Annotated in this window: 14 protein-coding genes; 8 read left to right on the top strand and 6 right to left on the bottom strand. The window is 74.1% G+C overall.

Going from position 1 to position 16015, the window contains the following annotated elements:
• Positions 1-12 precede the first annotated feature (12 nt).
• The 4 genes from Cph01nite_RS06925 to Cph01nite_RS06940 are packed head-to-tail and all read left to right on the top strand — an operon-like array spanning position 13 to position 3747.
• The gene (locus Cph01nite_RS06925; RefSeq protein ID WP_203672602.1) at positions 13-1152 is read left to right on the top strand and encodes a DegT/DnrJ/EryC1/StrS family aminotransferase; all 1140 of its coding nucleotides are present in this window, start codon (positions 13-15) and stop codon (positions 1150-1152) included.
• Positions 1153-1175: 23 nt separating this feature from the next.
• Positions 1176-2105 (top strand): NAD-dependent epimerase/dehydratase family protein, encoded by a 930-nt coding sequence (locus tag Cph01nite_RS06930; RefSeq protein WP_203672604.1) that lies wholly within the window; start codon positions 1176-1178, stop codon positions 2103-2105.
• The gene (locus tag Cph01nite_RS06935) at positions 2105-2560 is read left to right on the top strand and encodes an acyltransferase (RefSeq protein ID WP_203672606.1); all 456 of its coding nucleotides are present in this window, start codon (positions 2105-2107) and stop codon (positions 2558-2560) included. The genes Cph01nite_RS06930 and Cph01nite_RS06935 overlap by 1 nt, the downstream gene beginning before the upstream one ends.
• Positions 2557-3747, top strand: a complete 1191-nt coding sequence (locus Cph01nite_RS06940; RefSeq protein ID WP_203672607.1) for a glycosyltransferase family 4 protein — start codon at positions 2557-2559, stop codon at positions 3745-3747. Before Cph01nite_RS06935 ends, Cph01nite_RS06940 begins: the two co-directional genes overlap by 4 nt.
• 96 nt (positions 3748-3843) lie before the next feature.
• Here the strand turns inward: Cph01nite_RS06940 and Cph01nite_RS06945 are convergent, their stop codons facing one another.
• Together Cph01nite_RS06945 and Cph01nite_RS06950 are read right to left on the bottom strand one after the other, a co-directional pair.
• Positions 3844-4818 carry a Gfo/Idh/MocA family protein gene (locus Cph01nite_RS06945; RefSeq protein ID WP_203672609.1) on the bottom strand — a complete coding sequence of 325 codons (975 nt, stop codon included), beginning with the start codon at positions 4816-4818 and terminating at the stop codon, positions 3844-3846.
• The gene (locus tag Cph01nite_RS06950) at positions 4815-5915 is read right to left on the bottom strand and encodes a DegT/DnrJ/EryC1/StrS family aminotransferase (protein WP_203672611.1); all 1101 of its coding nucleotides are present in this window, start codon (positions 5913-5915) and stop codon (positions 4815-4817) included. Before Cph01nite_RS06950 ends, Cph01nite_RS06945 begins: the two co-directional genes overlap by 4 nt.
• A 110-nt stretch (positions 5916-6025) precedes the next feature.
• On the opposite strand from Cph01nite_RS06950, the gene Cph01nite_RS06955 reads away from it, so the two are divergent.
• Together Cph01nite_RS06955 and Cph01nite_RS06960 are read left to right on the top strand one after the other, a co-directional pair.
• Complete coding sequence (locus Cph01nite_RS06955; protein WP_203672613.1) at positions 6026-6745, top strand: LbetaH domain-containing protein; 720 nt, start codon at positions 6026-6028, stop codon at positions 6743-6745.
• 132 nt (positions 6746-6877) lie between these two features.
• Positions 6878-7924: a lysylphosphatidylglycerol synthase domain-containing protein gene (locus Cph01nite_RS06960; protein ID WP_203672615.1), complete on the top strand. Its 1047-nt coding sequence runs from the start codon at positions 6878-6880 to the stop codon at positions 7922-7924.
• Positions 7925-7928: 4 nt separating this feature from the next.
• On the opposite strand, the gene Cph01nite_RS06965 is transcribed toward Cph01nite_RS06960, so the two are convergent.
• Positions 7929-9074 carry a glycosyltransferase family 4 protein gene (locus Cph01nite_RS06965; protein WP_239069101.1) on the bottom strand — a complete coding sequence of 382 codons (1146 nt, stop codon included), beginning with the start codon at positions 9072-9074 and terminating at the stop codon, positions 7929-7931.
• A gap of 140 nt (positions 9075-9214) precedes the next feature.
• Between Cph01nite_RS06965 and Cph01nite_RS06970 the strand changes: the two genes are divergently transcribed.
• A complete protein-coding gene (locus tag Cph01nite_RS06970; protein ID WP_239069102.1) occupies positions 9215-10324 on the top strand; it encodes a glycosyltransferase family 4 protein in 1110 nt (369 codons plus the stop codon).
• 7 nt (positions 10325-10331) lie between these two features.
• Here the strand turns inward: Cph01nite_RS06970 and Cph01nite_RS06975 are convergent, their stop codons facing one another.
• The gene (locus Cph01nite_RS06975) at positions 10332-13118 is read right to left on the bottom strand and encodes an N-acetylmuramoyl-L-alanine amidase (protein WP_203672618.1); all 2787 of its coding nucleotides are present in this window, start codon (positions 13116-13118) and stop codon (positions 10332-10334) included.
• A 127-nt stretch (positions 13119-13245) separates the two neighbouring features.
• Positions 13246-13863 carry a dTDP-4-dehydrorhamnose 3,5-epimerase gene (gene rfbC, locus Cph01nite_RS06980; protein ID WP_203672620.1) on the bottom strand — a complete coding sequence of 206 codons (618 nt, stop codon included), beginning with the start codon at positions 13861-13863 and terminating at the stop codon, positions 13246-13248.
• Positions 13864-13970: 107 nt separating this feature from the next.
• Between rfbC and rfbD the strand changes: the two genes are divergently transcribed.
• Positions 13971-14825 carry a dTDP-4-dehydrorhamnose reductase gene (gene rfbD / locus Cph01nite_RS06985; protein ID WP_203672622.1) on the top strand — a complete coding sequence of 285 codons (855 nt, stop codon included), beginning with the start codon at positions 13971-13973 and terminating at the stop codon, positions 14823-14825.
• Positions 14826-14904: 79 nt separating this feature from the next.
• On the opposite strand, the gene Cph01nite_RS06990 is transcribed toward rfbD, so the two are convergent.
• Positions 14905-15948, bottom strand: a complete 1044-nt coding sequence (locus tag Cph01nite_RS06990; RefSeq protein ID WP_203672624.1) for a hypothetical protein — start codon at positions 15946-15948, stop codon at positions 14905-14907.
• Positions 15949-16015 lie beyond the last annotated feature (67 nt).

The following is a 16015-nucleotide window of genomic DNA, read 5'->3' on the forward strand; positions in this document are numbered from 1 at the left end:
GAGAGGAGAACCATGTCCGAAGTCGTGTCCTTGGGGCAGCCCACGGTCGGCGAGGAGGAGCTCGAGGCGGTGTCGCGGGTGTTCGCATCGGGCTGGCTGTCCGGCGCCGGACCGGCGTGCCGGGCCTTCGAGGAGCAGCTCGCCGCGACGGTCGGGACGCAGCACGCCCTCGCGACGTCGAACTGCGGGGCCGCGCTGCACCTCGGCCTCGACGTCCTCGGCGCAGGACCGGGGGACGAGGTGATCGTCGGGGACTACACCTTCCCCGCGACCGGCCACTCCGTGATGTGGACCGGTGCGACCCCAGTGTTCGCCGACGTGCGCCCCGACATCTGGAGCGCCGACCCGGCCTCCGTCGAGTCCCTCGTCACCGAGCGGACCGTCGGCATCCTGGCGGTCGACGTGTTCGGGCAGCCGGCCGACTACGACGAGCTGCGGGCGATCGCCGACCGCCACGGCCTGTGGCTCATGGAGGACGCCGCGTGCTCCGCGGGCGCCACGTACAAGGGCCGGCCGGCGGGGTCGCTCGCCGACGTCGCGACCTTCAGCTTCCACGGCCGCAAGGGCATCACCGCGGGGGAGGGCGGCGCGCTGACGACCGACGACCCCGAGCTCGCGGCCCGTGCCCGCAAGCTCCACACCTACGGCATCGAGCCCGCCCTGACGCGGGAGGGCGCACGCGAGCTCCCGGTCCCGAGCTTCGACGAGGCGGGGTACAACTACCGGCTGTCCGACGTCGCGGCGGCCATCATGTCGGTCCAGCTGCGCCGCCTGCCGGACCTGCTCGCCGCCCGCCGCCGGGTCGCCGGCCTGTACGGCGAGCTCCTCGGCGACCTCGAGCTCGTCACGCTGCCCGTCGCGCTGCCGGACCGCGAGCACCCCTGGCAGTCCTACGTGGTGGCGCTCGACGGCTCGCTCGACCGGGGTGCGGTGGCCACCGCGCTGCGGGAGCAGGGCGTCCAGTGCAACTTCGGCACGTACGCGTCCCACGTGCAGCCCGTCTACGGCAGCACGCGCCACCTCCCCGTCTCGGCGGACCTGTTCGCCCGCCACCTGGCCATCCCCATGCACGCCAACCTGCGTGACGACGAGGTGGAGCGCGTGGCCGACACGCTGCGACGCGTCGTGACGTCGTCCGCCGCCACCCGCTGAACCCCACCCCCCAGGAGTCACCCATGGCAGACAAGACCGTCTTCTTCACCGGCGGCGCCGGCTTCATCGGCATGCACGTCGTGCCCATGCTGCTCGAGCGCGGCTACAAGGTCCGCATCTTCGACAACATGTTCCGCGGCGACCGCGACGCCGTCGGCCGCCTCGTCGAGAGCGGCGACGTCGAGCTCATCGACCAGGACGTCCGCTACGGCGGCGCGGTCCAGCAGGCCATGAAGGGCTGCTCCCACGTCATCCACTTCGCCGCGGTGTCGATCAACAAGAGCCAGGCCGACCCGTACGAGTCCATGGACATCAACATGGTCGGCAACCACAACGTCTTCGCGGCCGCCGCGGACCAGGGCGTCGAGCGCCTGGTGTTCGCCTCGAGCGCCTCGGTGTACGGGGACCCCGAGAAGCTGCCGATGCACGAGGACGACCGCCTGTCCCCGCTGACGCCGTACTGCATCTCCAAGCGCGCCGGCGAGGACCTGCTCGGCTTCTACCAGCGGCGCGCGGGCCTGTCGTGGGTCGCGCTGCGGTTCTTCAACGTCTACGGCCCCGGCCAGAAGACGACCGCGTACTACACGTCCGTCATCAACCACTTCGTCAACCGGCTGCGCAACGGCGAGCCGCCCGTCATCGACGGCAAGGGCGAGCAGTCGATGGACTTCATCCACGTGCACGACATCGCGCGGTCCGCGGTGCTCGCGCTGGAGTCGGAGCGGGCCAACGTGCCCGTCAACATCGGCACCGGCATCGACACGTCGATCGCCGACCTCGCGCGCATCCTCATCGACGCCGTGGGCGCCGACGTCGAGCCCGTCTTCAACCCGCGCGACGTCCTGGTGAGCCGGCGCGCCGCCGACGTGCAGCGGGCCAAGGAGGTCCTCGGCTTCGAGCACACCATCAGCGTGCGCGACGGCATGACCGACCTCATCCGGAACGGCGGCTGATGGCGGTCCGCCCCCCGGGGACGCTGCCGCCCAACCCGTACCACGAGCACGCGTGGATCGTGGGGGAGCCGACGATCGGTGAGGGCACCTGGATCGGCGCCTTCACGGTCATCGACGGCTCGGGCGGGCTGACCATCGGGGCCGGGTGCGACATCAGCGCCGGCGTGCAGGTGTACACGCACTCCAGCGCCCGCCGCTGCGTGTCCGGCCGCGCGTGGGACACGGTCGAGCGCGCCCCCGTGGTCATCGGCGACCGGGTCTTCCTCGGTGCCAACGCCGTCGTGATGATGGGCGTCACCATCGGTGACGAGGCGGTCGTGGGCGCAGGTGCCGTGGTCACGCGGGACGTGCCCGCGCGCACCGTGGTCACCGGCGTGCCCGCACGCGTCGTGGGCCGGGTCGAGCTCGGCGAGCCCGGCTCGCGGCCCGAGCTCGTCCGGGAGGTCGACGCGTGAGGATCGTCGTCGTCAACAACTTCTACCCACCGCGCGTGGGCGGCAGCTCGCACCTCTCGGACGCCCTGGCCCGGGCGTACGCCGCGCGGGGCCACGACGTGCTCGTGGTCACCGCGGCGTACGGCGACGCACCGCCCGTCGAGCACCGTGACGGCCTGACGATCGTGCGGCTCCCGGCGTTCGCGCTGCCGGAGTCGCGGTTCGCCGTGAGCTTCGACATCTCGTTCGCCACCCGTCCGAGCCTGGTCCGCCGGCTGTGGCGCCTGCTCGACGGGTTCGCCCCGGACGTGGTGCACCAGCACGGGCAGTTCTTCGACCTCACGTGGGCCACCGGTGCCTGGGCGCGCCACCGTGGCGTGCCGACGCTGCTCAGCATCCACACCCGGCTGGAGAACCCCCAGGCCCACTACCACGGCGTCTTCCGCGGGCTGGACGCGCTCATGGTCTACCCGACGATGCGGGTGCACCGGCCGCACCTCGTCGTCATGGACGCGCTGATGGACGACTACGTCAAGGCGCGGTACCGGGGGGCCACCTCCGGTCTCGAGTACATCCCGGTCGGTGTGGACGCCGGGTGGACCGTCGGCGGCGACCGTGCCACGGGCCGTGCCCGTCTCGGCGTCGACGACGCCACCCCGCTCGTGCTGTCGCTGGGCCACGTCATCCCGCTGCGCGACCGGGTCGCCCTCGTGGAGGCGCTGCCGGCCGTCCTGGAGCAGGTGCCGGACGTCCGTCTCGCCGTCGTCGGACGGGTCTACTACGACGCGTTCGAGCGACGCGCGGACGAGCTCGGGGTGCGCGACCACGTGCTCAGCGTCGGTGCGGTGCCCAAGAGCGAGGTCCCCGACCTGCTGGCCGCCGCCGACGTCGAGTCCCACGAGCAGGGCATCGGGCTGGGGACCGCGACGCTCGAGGCGATGGCTGCCGGCGTCCCGGTGGTCGCCCCCGGGCGGGTCGACAACTTCCCGACCGTCCCGCTCGGCCACCGTGAGCACCTGTGGGTGACGGAGCCCGGTGACGTGCCGGCACTCGCCGCGGCGCTGGTCGACGCGCTGACCGACCGCGAGCACGCGAGGCGCGTCGGTCTGGCGGCGCAGCAGGTGGTGCACGAGAGCTTCGCGCTGGAACGCGTCGTCGACCAGCACCTCGAGGTGCTCGAGCGGCTCGCGGCGTCCCGCCGACGCTGACGCAGCCGCGGCCCCGACCCGTGAGGGTCGGGGCCGCGGTCGCTCAGGACGGCCGGCCGGGCCGGGACGTCGACGCTGCGGGACGACGCGTCCGGCTCATGCGGGAACGGCGGCCGCCGCGTCCTTGACCCGGGCGACGACCGCGTGCGAGGGCAGGATCGAGTCGCGCTCGGCGGTCGCGTCGACCTCTCCGCGCACGAGCGCGACGAACCGGTCGAGCTGCGCCGCGAGAGGCTCGCGCGACGTCGCCATCTCGGGGATCTCGATGACGGTCTGCTGGCGGTAGCCGCGGCCGTCGTCGGAGGCCTCGGCGGCCACGTGGTGGTACACCGTCACGCCACGGCGCAGCAGGTCGATCTCGACCATGCGGTCCAGCTCGTGGATGACGAGCTCGCGGACCTTCTTCTGGCCCACGCGGCTGGCCGACACCGAGGCCACCCCGCCCTGCGAGAAGCGCAACGACGCCTGGACGACGTCCTCCGCGCCCGGCAGCGAGGACGGGTGGAACTGACCGACGACCGCCTCGACCTGCTCGACGTCGCCGGGGAGGAACTGCATGGCGAGGTCGACGTCGTGCACCAGCAGGTCCCACGCGACGCCGGTGCGGATGCGGGGGGCGTACGGGGAGTGCCGCGTGGCCGTCACGTGCACGGGGGCCTCCACGATGGAGCGTGCCGTGACCACCGCGGGGTTGTACCGCTCGAGCAGGCCGCACATCACCGGGACGTCGCGGACCCGCGCGAGGTCGAGCACCTGGCGGGTCTCCTCGAGGGTCGGCGTCACCGGCTTCTCGACGAGCAGGGGCACTCCGGCCTCGAGCACCTGGCGGGCCAGCGGGCCGTGCACCTCCGTCGCCGCGGCGACGATCACGGCGTCGATGCCGTCCAGGGAGCCGATCTCGGGGCGCCACGACGCGCCGAAGCGCTCGGCGACGGCGCCCCCGACGTCGGCCCGGGGGTCGACGACGACCGCCAGCCGGGTGCCGTCGTTCTGGGACGTGACGCGCGCGTGCAGCGAGCCCATGGACCCGGCGCCCACCAGCAGGACGTTCAGCGGTGCGGTCACGGTCATGCCCCCAGGATGCTGCGCACGGCCGACACGATGGTGTCGACGTCCGCGTCGGACACCTTGGGGTGCACGGGCAGGGAGACGACCTCGCGGACGATGCGCTCCGCGACGGGGACGTCGCCGACCCGCACGCGCGGGTGGTCGCGGTAGCAGTCGTAGTCGAACACCAGGCGCGGGTAGTAGATGCCGTTGCCGATGCCCGCCTCCGTGAGGCGTGCGACGAACTCGTCGCGGTCGACGCGCGCGTCGGGCGTCAGGCGCACGGTGAACTGGTGCCACACGTGCGAGCGGCCGGGCAGCTCGCGCGGCACCACGAGCCCCGGGACGCCGTCGAGGCCCTCGGTGAGGCGCGCGGCGTTCGCCTTGCGGCGCGCGACGGTCGCCGCGTAGCGGTCGAGCTGGGGGAGCACGACCGCGGCCTGCAGGTCGGTCAGGCGGTAGTTGTGACCCGCCACCTCGTACTGGTAGCGGGCGCGCATGCCCTGGTTCCGCAGCACGCGGAGGCGGTCGGCGAGGGTGTCGTCGTCGGTGGTGATGACACCGCCCTCACCCGTCGTGAGGTTCTTGGTGCCGTAGAACGAGAAGCAGCCCAGGCCGAAGCTGCCCGCGGCCCGGCCCTCGAAGGTCGCGCCGTGCGACTGGGCCGAGTCCTCCACGAGCGCGAGGTCGTGGGAGTCGGCCAGCTCGCGGAACGCGCCGGCGTCGACGGTCTGCCCGTACAGGTGGACCGGCATGAGCACCGCGGTGCGGTCGGTGACGGCGGCCGCGGCGGCCGCGGCGTCGAGGTTGAAGTCCGACTCGGCGATGTCCGCGAACGTGGCGGTCGCGCCGGCCTCGAGGATCGCGTTGAGGGTGGCGACGAACGTGAACGGCGTCGTCAGCACCTCGTCGCCCTCCTGCAGGTCGAGCACCTGCAACGCGGCGACCAGGGCCGTCGTGCCGTTGTTGACCGCGACGGCGTGGCGCACCCCCGTCAGCTCGGCGAAGCGGCGTTCGAACTCGGCGACCACGGGTCCCTGGGCGACCATGCCCGAGCGCAGGACCTTGAGGACCTCGGCCTCGACCTCGGGGCCGAGGTCGACGGAGGAGATGGGGATCACGGCTGCCCTTGCTGTGAGTACCGGATGGATTGCCGCCGACCGTACCAGGCGGCCGGCGGCCGTCCGGGGGACCGGTGCGCCTCGTCCACGCGGTCGGTAGCATCGAGCCTGTGACACGGACGACACACGACGGAAACACGATCCACCCCTCGGCGGTCATCGGTGACGAGGTGGAGCTGGGGACCGGCAACGTCATCGGGCCCCACGTCGTCATCCTCGGGCCTGTGCGCATCGGGGACGAGAACTGGTTCGGGTCGGGCGCCACGATCGGTGCGCCGCCGGAGGTGCGCGGCGCCGCGCACCCCGCGCAGTGGCTGACCGGCGGTGGCGGTGAGGGCGTCGTGATCGGTGACCGCAACGTCGTCCGCGAGCAGGCGGTCGTCCACCAGGGCTGGCAGGCGGTCACGACGCTCGGCGACGACTGCTTCGTCATGAACCGGGCCTACGTGGCTCACGACTGCCGGCTCGGTGACGGGGTGACGCTCGCGTCGGGTGTCGCCCTCGGCGGGCACGTCGTCGTCGGCGAGCGCGCCACGCTGGGCATGGGCGCGCTCGTGCACCAGCGGCGGCTCGTGGCCCCGGGCGCGATGGTCGGCATGGGCGCGGTTGTCAGCCGGGACGTCGCCCCGTTCGCCAAGGTGTACGGCAACCCGGCGCGGGTCCGGGGCGCCAACGTCGTGGGCATGCAGCGCCAGGGGGTCCTCGAGGACGCCGTCGCCGAGGTCGAGCGCGCGTACGCCCTGGGCCGACGCCCGGACCCGGAGCTGCTCGACGACGAGCTGCGCGAGGTCTTCGCCCGGTGGGACGAGGCCCACGCGGTCGCACGCTGAGCCGCGTTACCCTGGTCGCGGCCCGGGTGCCGCCGATCAGTGCCGACCGGCGGGCGCGGGGCGGTGCCGTGTCCGCCCGAGGGTCGTCGAGCGCCCGACCGGGCGAGATCGCAGGACGGGGAGCAGCATCCGATGAGCACCACCGCGCGCCCGGAGCCGGCGCACGTCCCGCCGACCGGCGACCCCTCGGTCGCGCCCGCCTCACGGCGTGCGGTGCTCATGGCGACGGTCCGCTGGGGCCTCATCGTCGTCGTCCTGGTGGCCGCCGGCTGGCAGGTCGCACGTCAGTGGGGTGAGGTCCGCGAGGCGCTCGTCGCGGTGCACCCGCTCGCCGCGGCGCTGTCGTTCGTGTGCGTCGTGCTGGGGCTGGGCGCCGGGACGATGAGCTGGCAGACCCTCCTGGACGACCTGGGGCCGCGCGTCGGCGTCGCGCGCGGTGCGCAGATCTGCCTGGTGGGCCAGCTCGGCAAGTACGTGCCGGGCTCGGTGTGGGCGTACCTGCTGCAGATGGAGCTGGGGCGCCGGCACGGCGTGGCGCGCGCCCGCGTCTTCGCCGCGAGCCTGTTCGCCGCCGGTGTCGGCGTCGTGGCCTCGTTGATCCTGGGGCTTGCGGCGCTGCCGGTGCTCGCCGGCCAGCAGCGCGGGCTGCTCTGGCTGTTCGCGCTGCTGCCCGTCGGGCTGGTGTGCCTGCACCCGCGCGTGCTCACGTGGATGGCGTCCACGATCTTCCGCCTGCTGCGCAAGCCGCCGCTGGACCACACGCTGCGCGTCTCGGTCGTCGCCCGGTCGCTGGGGTGGGCGCTGGTGTCGTACCTGCTCTTCGGTGTGCACCTGTGGCTGCTCGCCAACTCCCTGGTGGACCCGGGCCCGGCGGCGCTGCTGCTGTGCGCCGGGGCGATCGCCCTCGGCTTCACGGCCGGGCTGTTCGCGGTGTTCCTGCCCTCGGGCGTCGGCGTGCGGGAGGCCGTCATCGTGGCCGCCCTGGCGACCATGCTGAGCGTGGGCACCGCCACCGGCATCGCGGTCGCCTCACGGCTCGTCTTCACGGTGGGCGACCTCGTCGTCGCGGGCATCGCGGCGCTCACCGCCGTCGTGGCGCGGCGCCGGGCTGCTGCCGCGGGTCTGCCCACGGACGTCCCGGACGAGCTGCGTCAGGGCAGCGCGGCACCGGTCGCCTGACGGGTCACCCGCGAGCGCGCGGCCCGGCGGCGCGACGGGGCCCGGCGGCGGCCGCGTCGCGGTACACGCTCGTGTGGGCGTCCGCGGACGCGGCCCAGCTGAACCCGGACGCGTGGGCGCCGCCGCGTGCCCCCAGGTCCGCGCCCGCGGCCAGCACCTCCTGCAGCCCGGCACGGAGCGCGTCGACGTCGAGCGGGTCCACGAGCACGGCCGCGTCGCCCGCGACCTCGGCGCACGCCGTGCCGGCCGACGTGAGCACCGGGCAGCCGTGCGCCATCGCCTCCAGCACCGGCATCCCGAAGCCCTCGCGCAGCGACGGGAACGCGAACGCGGTCGCACCCGCGTAGAGCGCGTGCAGGTCGGCTGCGTCGACGCGCCCGACCAGGTGGACGCGCGCATCCGGCGCCGCACCCTCCGGCACGGTGACGTCCCCCCAGCCGGCAGGTCCCACCAGGACGAGGTCGGGGGCCGGGGCGGCGAGCCCGGCCCACGCCGCGACCAGCCGCCGCACGTTCTTGCGGGGCTCCAGCGTCCCCGCCCACAGCAGGTAGTCGCGGTCCAGGCCGAGCCGTGCGCGGACCTGCTCGACCTGTGCCGGTGCGACGTCCGGGACGCGCACCCCGTGCGGGATCACGTGCACCCGGTCGGCGCCGACGCCCTGGGCGAGCAGCGCGTCGGCGCTCGACCGCGACGGGACGACGACGGCGGCCGCGTGGTCGCGGGTGCGGGTGAGCGCACGCCGGAAGTAGGCGTTGCCCCGCGGGGTGAAGTGGGTCGGGTCGTCGAGGAAGGCGAGGTCGTGGACGGTGACGACCAGGGGGCGCGCGGTGCCGGGGACGGCCCACGTCGGGGCGTGCACCACCTGCGCGCCGGGCACGGCCCACTCCGCGCGCGGCAGGGTCGTGCGCTGCCACGCCTCGTACAGCGCGACGCGCGGCAGCGGCAGGGCGCGGGTCCGGACCGCGGGGGTCACGTCGGGGGCGGGCAGACCGCGGTGGGAGGCCGACACGCCGGTGACCCGGACGTCGTCCCGCGGGTCGAGCGCCCGCGTCAGCTCGACGACATACGTCGCCGAGCCGCCCGGCACGGGCTGCCAGCACTGCTCGACGACCATGGCCACGTCGAGGACGTCCGCGCTGCTCACCGACACGGTCGCCGAGCCTACGTCACGAGCGGACGCCGGGTCGGCGCGGGTGTGCCCGTAGGCTGGCTCGTCGGCGACGGGCGCCCGCCCGCACGCGAGCGTGATCTCGGAGGTTGTCGGTGGCGGACGGTCGGGTACGGGTCCTCGTGGACGCGACGGCGGTGCCGCCGGACCGGGGCGGTGTGGGGCGCTACCTCGACGACCTCCTGCCGGAGCTGCCCGGAGGGGACATCGACCTCGTGGTGGTCGCCCAGCAGCGCGACGTGGTGCAGCTGCGGGCGCGTCTCGTCGGCGCGCGCGTGGTCGCGGCCCCGTCGGCGGTCGCCTCCCGGCCCGTGCGGCTGGCGTGGGAGCAGCTGGCGCTGCCGGTGCTGGCGCGACGCGTGCGTGCCGACGTCCTGCACAGCCCGCACTACACGATGCCGCTGCTGACGCGGCGGCCGGTCGTGGTGACGCTGCACGACGCGACGTTCTTCAGCCACCCCGAGCTGCACTCGCCGCTCAAGGCCCGCTTCTTCCGCACCTGGATCCGGGTCGCCGCCCGTCGCGCCGCCGTGCTGGTCGTCCCGTCGCAGGCCACCCGGGACGAGGTGGTGCGGTTCACGGCCACCGACGGCGACGCGATCGTCGTCGCGCCCCACGGCGTCGACGGCGCGGCGTTCCGGCAGGTCGACGCGCAGGAGCAGACGCGGGTCGCTCGGAGCCTCGGCCTGGAGGGGCGCCGCTGGGTGGCGTTCCTCGGCACCCTCGAGCCGCGCAAGAACGTCCCGGCGCTGGTCCGCGCCTGGGTGCGTGCGTGCGCCGGGACCGAGGACCCTCCGGCACTGGTGCTGGCCGGGGGCCGCGGGTGGGACACGGAGGTCGACCCTGCCGTGGCGGAGGTCCCGGCGGGGCTGACGGTGCTGCGACCGGGCTACCTGCCGTTCGAGGACCTCGCGGGCTACCTGTCCGGCGCTGCCGTCGTGGCGTACCCGAGCAAGGGGGAGGGCTTCGGCCTGCCGGTGCTCGAGGCGATGGCCTGCGGCGCGGCGGTCCTGACGACCCGGGAGCTGTCCCTGACCGAGGTCGGCGGCGACGCGGTCGCGTACTGCGACGTGGACGTCGACTCGATCGCCGCGGCGCTCGAGGCCCTGCTGGCCGACGACGCCGAGCGCCACCGGCTGTCGGCCGCGGCCCGCGCGCGGGCGGCGACCTTCACCTGGGCGGCGTCGGCCGCGCGGCACGCCGAGTCCTACCGGCGCGCCGCGCGGCACTGACCCGCGGTCAGGGCACCTGGACCCAGCGGCAGTCGAGCAGGGTGTTGTCGCCGGCGGCGGTGTTGATCGCGAACGTGCAGACCTGACGGCGGCCGCTCGACGCGGGGAGGGTCGCCACCAGGCCGTGACGGTCCCCGACGCCGTGGACGGCGTCCACGTCGGGTCGAAGGCGGTCCGCGACGACGGCGGTCCCGACGCCGTCGACGTAGACGTGCACCGCCACGGCCGAACGAGGCGTGTCAGGGTCGAACGCCCACCCACGGACGGTCACGGAACCGGGTGCAGCCGTCACGGCATCGACGACACCCATGGGGGGACGGTCGGGGACGACGACGGTGCGGCACTGCAGGAGCGTGTGAGGTCCTGCCGCCGTGTTGATGGCGTACACGCAGAGCGTGTGCGGTCCGGGTCGGGTGTCGACCCGGTGGGTGAACCCCCGGGCCGCACCCGAGCCGTACGCGGCTGCGACGTCGGGCCGGGAGCGGTCGGCGCGCAGGCCGGTGACGGCCCCGTCCACGTACACGTGGACCTGCGTCGGCTGGTTCGGGGTGTCGGGGTCCAGGGTCCAGCCGCTGACCGTGAAGCCGGAGTTGTCGGCGACCACCCTGTCGACCACGCCGATGGGCGGCACGTCCGGCACGACCACCGTGCGGCACCCGAGCAGCGTGTTGTCGCCCGGACCGGTGTTGATCCCGTACACGCAGACGGTGTGGCTGCCCGGGGTGGCGGCGGCCGTGTGGCTGTACCCCGTCCGGCTGTCCCGGCGGAAGGCGGCGCCCACGTCGGGGCGGGACCGGTCGGCCATCAGGGCGACCCCCACCCCGTCGATGTAGATGTGGGCCTGCGTCGGTCCCGGGGTGTCCGGGTCGAAGGTCCACCCGGCGACGGTGATGCTCGAGTTGGTGGCGCTCAGCACGTCGATCGACCCGACCGGTGCCGTGCGGGGCACGACGGGGCCGACGACGACGCGGCGGCAGTCGAGCAGGGTCGCGGGACCGCTGCCCGCGTCCGTCCCGAAGGTGCACACCTCGTGCTCACCGGGAGGCAGCGTGCGCTCGTGCCGGAAGCCGTGGCGCTCACCCTTGCCGTAGGCGGCCGCGATGTCCGGCCGGGGCAGGTCGGCGGCGACGGCCACCCCGACGCCGTTGACGTAGATGTGGGCCTGGGTCGAGACGGAGGTGTCGGGGTCCAGCGTCCAGCCGACGACCACGATCCCGGTCGCGGTGACCGAGACGGAGTCCACGACACCGATGGGCGCGGCGTTCCGCACGGTCACCGTGCGACACCCCAGGGACACGTTCGTCCCGTCCGCGACGTTCACCGCCGCGAGGCACACCGGCCAGGTGCCGGAGGCGATGGGGACCTCGAGGGTGAATCCGTGCCGGTCGCCGAGCCCGGGGTAGGCCGCCGCGACGTCGGGGCGCGGCTGGTTCGCCAGGACGGTGCTCAGCCCGCCGGCGGCCCTGACCTCGACGACGATCGGGTCGGGGGTCTGCGGGTCGAGCGCCCAGCCGGTGACCGTGAAGGATCCCGACCCCGTGGTCACCCTGTCCCAGGCTCCCCGCGGGGAGACGTCCACGGCAGCGTTGGCCAGCTCGGCGACGCGCGTCCGCATGTACGGCAGGAGGTTGTAGAGGTTCTGACCCGGGCACGAGGTGGACTGCGCGTCCCGGTGCCCGAAGATCGTCGACATGGAGACCACGGTCCCCGCCGGGAAGCGCGACGCCCCACCTCCCGAGACCATCGAGACGTCGACGCCCGCGCGGATGCCGTGGATCGAGAACTTCCAGGCGATCAGCGCGGTCAGGGACTGCACGAGCGCGTCGGGCACGGCAGCCGCCCCGTACTCCCCGATGGCCGCGACGCCGAACGTCTGGCTGTTGAAGCCGCCGGTGTGGACGCCCACGACGGTGGCCGTCACACCGCCGGCCCGGCCCTCGAACACCCTCCCGAACTTGTCGACGAGGAAGTTGTAGCCGAGGTCGCACCACCCGCGCCCGCCGGAGGCCTCGGGACGCGTGTGGTAGGCGTAGAAGCCCCTGATGAGGGCCGGGACGTCCGCCGTCCCGTAGGAGTTGCTCGAGGCGGTGTGGTGCACCGCGGCCGCGCGGACGGTGGTCGACAGGTCCGGCGAGCACGTGCGCAACGACTCGTCGGCACCCCACCCCGCGCGGTCGATGATCGGCGGCGCTCCCGGCACCGGGACCGAGGCGAGGGTCGTGGCGTCGGCCGCCTGGACACCGGGGTCGATGAGCAGGGCCTTCAGGCCGGTGACCGTGCCCTCCTCGGCGTCGGCGCGCAGCTGCAGCCCGTCCGCGCCCATCGCCACGATGGGGTCCGTCCCGTCGCGTGCGTCGTCGAGGCCGGACTCCGCCCGGTCGTCGTCCGCCGCGACGTCCCCGCCCTCGGTCTGCTGCCACTCGGTCCACTGCCCGTCGACGCGCACGCGGTAGTCGACGGTGACCCCGGTCGGGCCCGCGTCCCAGGTGACTCCGAGCACCGAGAAGTCGTCCGTGTCGAGCTCCTGCGTGACGACGTCCGCCTCGACGGGTGCCGCGAACGCGCGGGCCTGTGACCCCTCGGCCTCGGGCTCGGTGCCGGCCTCGGGCTCGGTGCCGGCCCCGGGCTCGGCCTCGGGCTCGGCCGCGACGGCCGCGTCGCTGAGGTCGAGCTCCTGGACGGACAGCGGCCGCGGCGCCTCGGCGGCGACGTGGGCCACCGCTGCGTCCGCCGCGGCGGGCACGCCGACGGGTATCAGCGCGCCCGACAGGAGAGCGGCGGTCGCACGCAGCACGACCCTTCGGGACGATCCGCGCATGACGCCTCATTCCGGTCGGCGATCGGCCGCGCTGGTGCGCGGCATCACCCCATCGTGGCAGGCAGGACCGCCCGCCGGACGGAGAACGACGCCGAGCGGCGTGTCAGCGCTGCAGACCGCGCACGTACTCCCGCACGACGTCGTCCGCGGGCAGGAGACCCGAGTCGCGCGCCTCGGCCAGCGTGGGAGCGGCGGCGTCCTTGTCGGACAGCAGCGGCGCCAGGGCGCGGCCCGCGCGGTCGGTGGTCGGCCAGTCGATCCCGATCTCGGGGTCGAGCGGGTGGATGCCGTGCTCGCGGCCGGGGGCGTATCCCGTCGAGCACAGGTACATCACGGTCGACCCGTCCTCGAGGCTCATGAACGCGTGCCCGAGCCCTTCGGACAGGTAGATCGCACGTCGGTCGACGTCGTCGAGCAGAACCGCGTCCCACCGGCCGAACGTCGGGGAGCCGACCCGGATGTCGACGACGACGTCGAGGACCGCACCGGTGGCGCAGGTCACGTACTTGGCCTGCCCGGGCGGGACGTCCGCGAAGTGGATGCCGCGCAGCACCCCGGCGGCCGACACCGAGCAGTTCGCCTGCTGCAGGTCGAGGCGGTGCCCCACGGCGTCCGTGAAGGCCTCGTCCTTGAACCACTCGAGGAAGACCCCTCGCGGGTCCGGGAACTGCTTCGGGGTGATCTCCCAGGCGCCCGGCACCTGGAGCTCGCGGAACTGCACGGGGATCCTCCTGCGGATAGGTCGGTCTCGCGCCCACCCTAGCCGCGAGCGGTAGGGTGACGCCTCGGCGGGGACGGTCGGGAGTGAAGGTCGAGAGTGGGAGAGTCGTGCGCTGGTTGGTCGTAGGTTCGTCAGGGATGCTCGCGCAGGACGTGGTCGACCTCCTGACGTCACGGGGCGAGGACGTCACCGCGGTCGACCGTGCCGAGGTGGACATCACGGACCCGGTCGCGGTGGAGTCCGCGGTGGTGGGGCACGCCGTCGTGGTGAACTGCGCGGCCTGGACGGCCGTCGACCCCGCCGAGGCGCAGGAGCCAGCGGCCTTCGCGGTCAACGCGGTCGGCCCGCAGCACCTCGCGCGTGCCGCGCACCGGGCGCAGGCACGCATGGTCCAGATCTCGACCGACTACGTGTTCGACGGTCACGCGCAGGTGCCCTACGGCGAGGACGACGCGGCGGCGCCGCGGTCCGCGTACGGGCGGACCAAGCTCGCGGGGGAGTGGGCCGTCCGGGCGGAGGCTCCCGACCACCTGATCGTGCGCACGGCCTGGCTCTACGGCGCAGGCGGACCGTGCTTCCCCCGGACCATCGCCCGGGCGGCCGCCGAGCGCGGAGCGCTGCAGGTCGTCGACGACCAGCGCGGGCAGCCGACGTGGACGCGGGACCTCGCCGACCTGGTCGTCCGGCTGGTCGACGCCGAGGCCCCGGCCGGCACGTACCACGGCACGTCGTCGGGCGAGACGACCTGGTACGGGTTCGCGCGCGCGGTGGTCGAGGCCGCCGGCATGGACCCCGCGATCGTGGCCCCGACGACCAGTGAGGGCGCTGCGCGCCCCGCTCCGCGGCCCGCCTACTCGGTGCTGGGCCACGACGCGCTGGTGCGGGCGGGCGTGGCACCCGTGGGCGACTGGGCCGAGCGCTGGCACGCCGCCGCGGCCGAGGTGCTCGCCGGTCGCCCCTGACCCCAGGCGTGGCAGACCGCTCGACGCGACGTCGGGCGCGTCCGCGTGGTGCGGACGCGCCCGACGGGTGGGCTGTGGGTCAGCCGGCGACGCGCAGGTAGTACGCGACGCCCTCGTACGTGTAGCCCGGGATCCCCTTGACCGTCTCCACCTCGCCGGCGTTGGCGGTGTAGAAGTGCGTCCCGGACTTCGGCACGAAGAACCGGTGCATCGCCGTCAGGCCCGAACCGGGGACCGCCGACACGCGGCCGGCGACGCCGTCCAGGGAGTACTGCGGGTACGTGAGGACCGCGGCGTACTCGTCAGGAGACGACGTGTAGAAGTGCGTGCCCGCCGAGGGCAGGTAGAACCTATTGAGGTTGCGCAGCGTCGTCGAGCCCGGTGCCTCCTGGGGGCCCCTGATGTAGGCGATCAGGCCCTCGTAGCGGTACTCGGCCATCCCGATGACGTTGTTCCGCTCGGCAGCCGAGGTCGAGTAGAAGTGCGTCCCCGCGCTCGGCTTGTAGAACCGGTAGAGGGGCAGCTCGCCGGCGCCCGCCGTGCTGTGGGGGTACTCCAGCACGACGATGTAGGCGAAGATGCCGTAGGACGACTGCGCGATGGAGATCCCGGAGTCGGTCAGGAACGGGTCCACCCCGTCGTACTCCAGCTCCTCGGCGAGCAGCTCGAGGAAGACGTTCATGTCCGTGCCCGCCCACCAGTACATGAGCTGGACGCCGCCGTAGGAGCCGGCGGGGACCTTCCACTCCAGGTCGCCGTCGAGCTGCGGGTCGTAGGTGGAGGTCTGGCCGCTCAGCCAGCTGGTGGCCACGGCGTTCAGCCCGCCGTTGCGGATCACCGGGGCGTAACCCTGGCCCAGGCGGGCCAGGTTGAGGCTGCGGAACGCGGTCCACTCGGCATCGCCGTAGCCCAGGTCGCCGGCCATGGCCGCCTTCGGTTCGGCGGCCGCCGCCAGCGGTGCCTCCGTCGCCGACTTGGCCGTGGCGCCCGAGGCCCCGACCTCCGTCGTGATCTTCTGGAGCGTGGGTGCCTCGGCAGCCACGGCGGTGCCACCGAGGGCGCCACCGAGGCCGAGTGCGAGAGCGAGGACCAGGGCGGGCCTGGTCAGGGTGCGAGAGCGCACGAAGGTCCTCCTACGGAGACGATGCCGCGGTACGGCGTGCACGCGGCGGTTCACGATAGGACCTGGG

The organism is Cellulomonas phragmiteti, assembly GCF_016862775.1.
In the GTDB taxonomy this organism is placed as follows: Bacteria; Actinomycetota; Actinomycetes; order Actinomycetales; family Cellulomonadaceae; genus Cellulomonas; species Cellulomonas phragmiteti.

Bases quoted from the DNA above. Each gene is read 5' to 3' on its own strand.
- Cph01nite_RS06925 (WP_203672602.1), top strand. From the start codon at position 13: ATGTCCGAAGTCGTGTCCTTGGGGCAGCCCACGGTCGGCGAGGAGGAG.
- Cph01nite_RS06930 (WP_203672604.1), top strand. From the start codon at position 1,176: ATGGCAGACAAGACCGTCTTCTTCACCGGCGGCGCCGGCTTCATCGGC.
- Cph01nite_RS06935 (WP_203672606.1), top strand. From the start codon at position 2,105: ATGGCGGTCCGCCCCCCGGGGACGCTGCCGCCCAACCCGTACCACGAG.
- Cph01nite_RS06945 (WP_203672609.1), bottom strand. From the start codon at position 4,818: ATGACCGTGACCGCACCGCTGAACGTCCTGCTGGTGGGCGCCGGGTCC.
- Cph01nite_RS06960 (WP_203672615.1), top strand. From the start codon at position 6,878: ATGAGCACCACCGCGCGCCCGGAGCCGGCGCACGTCCCGCCGACCGGC.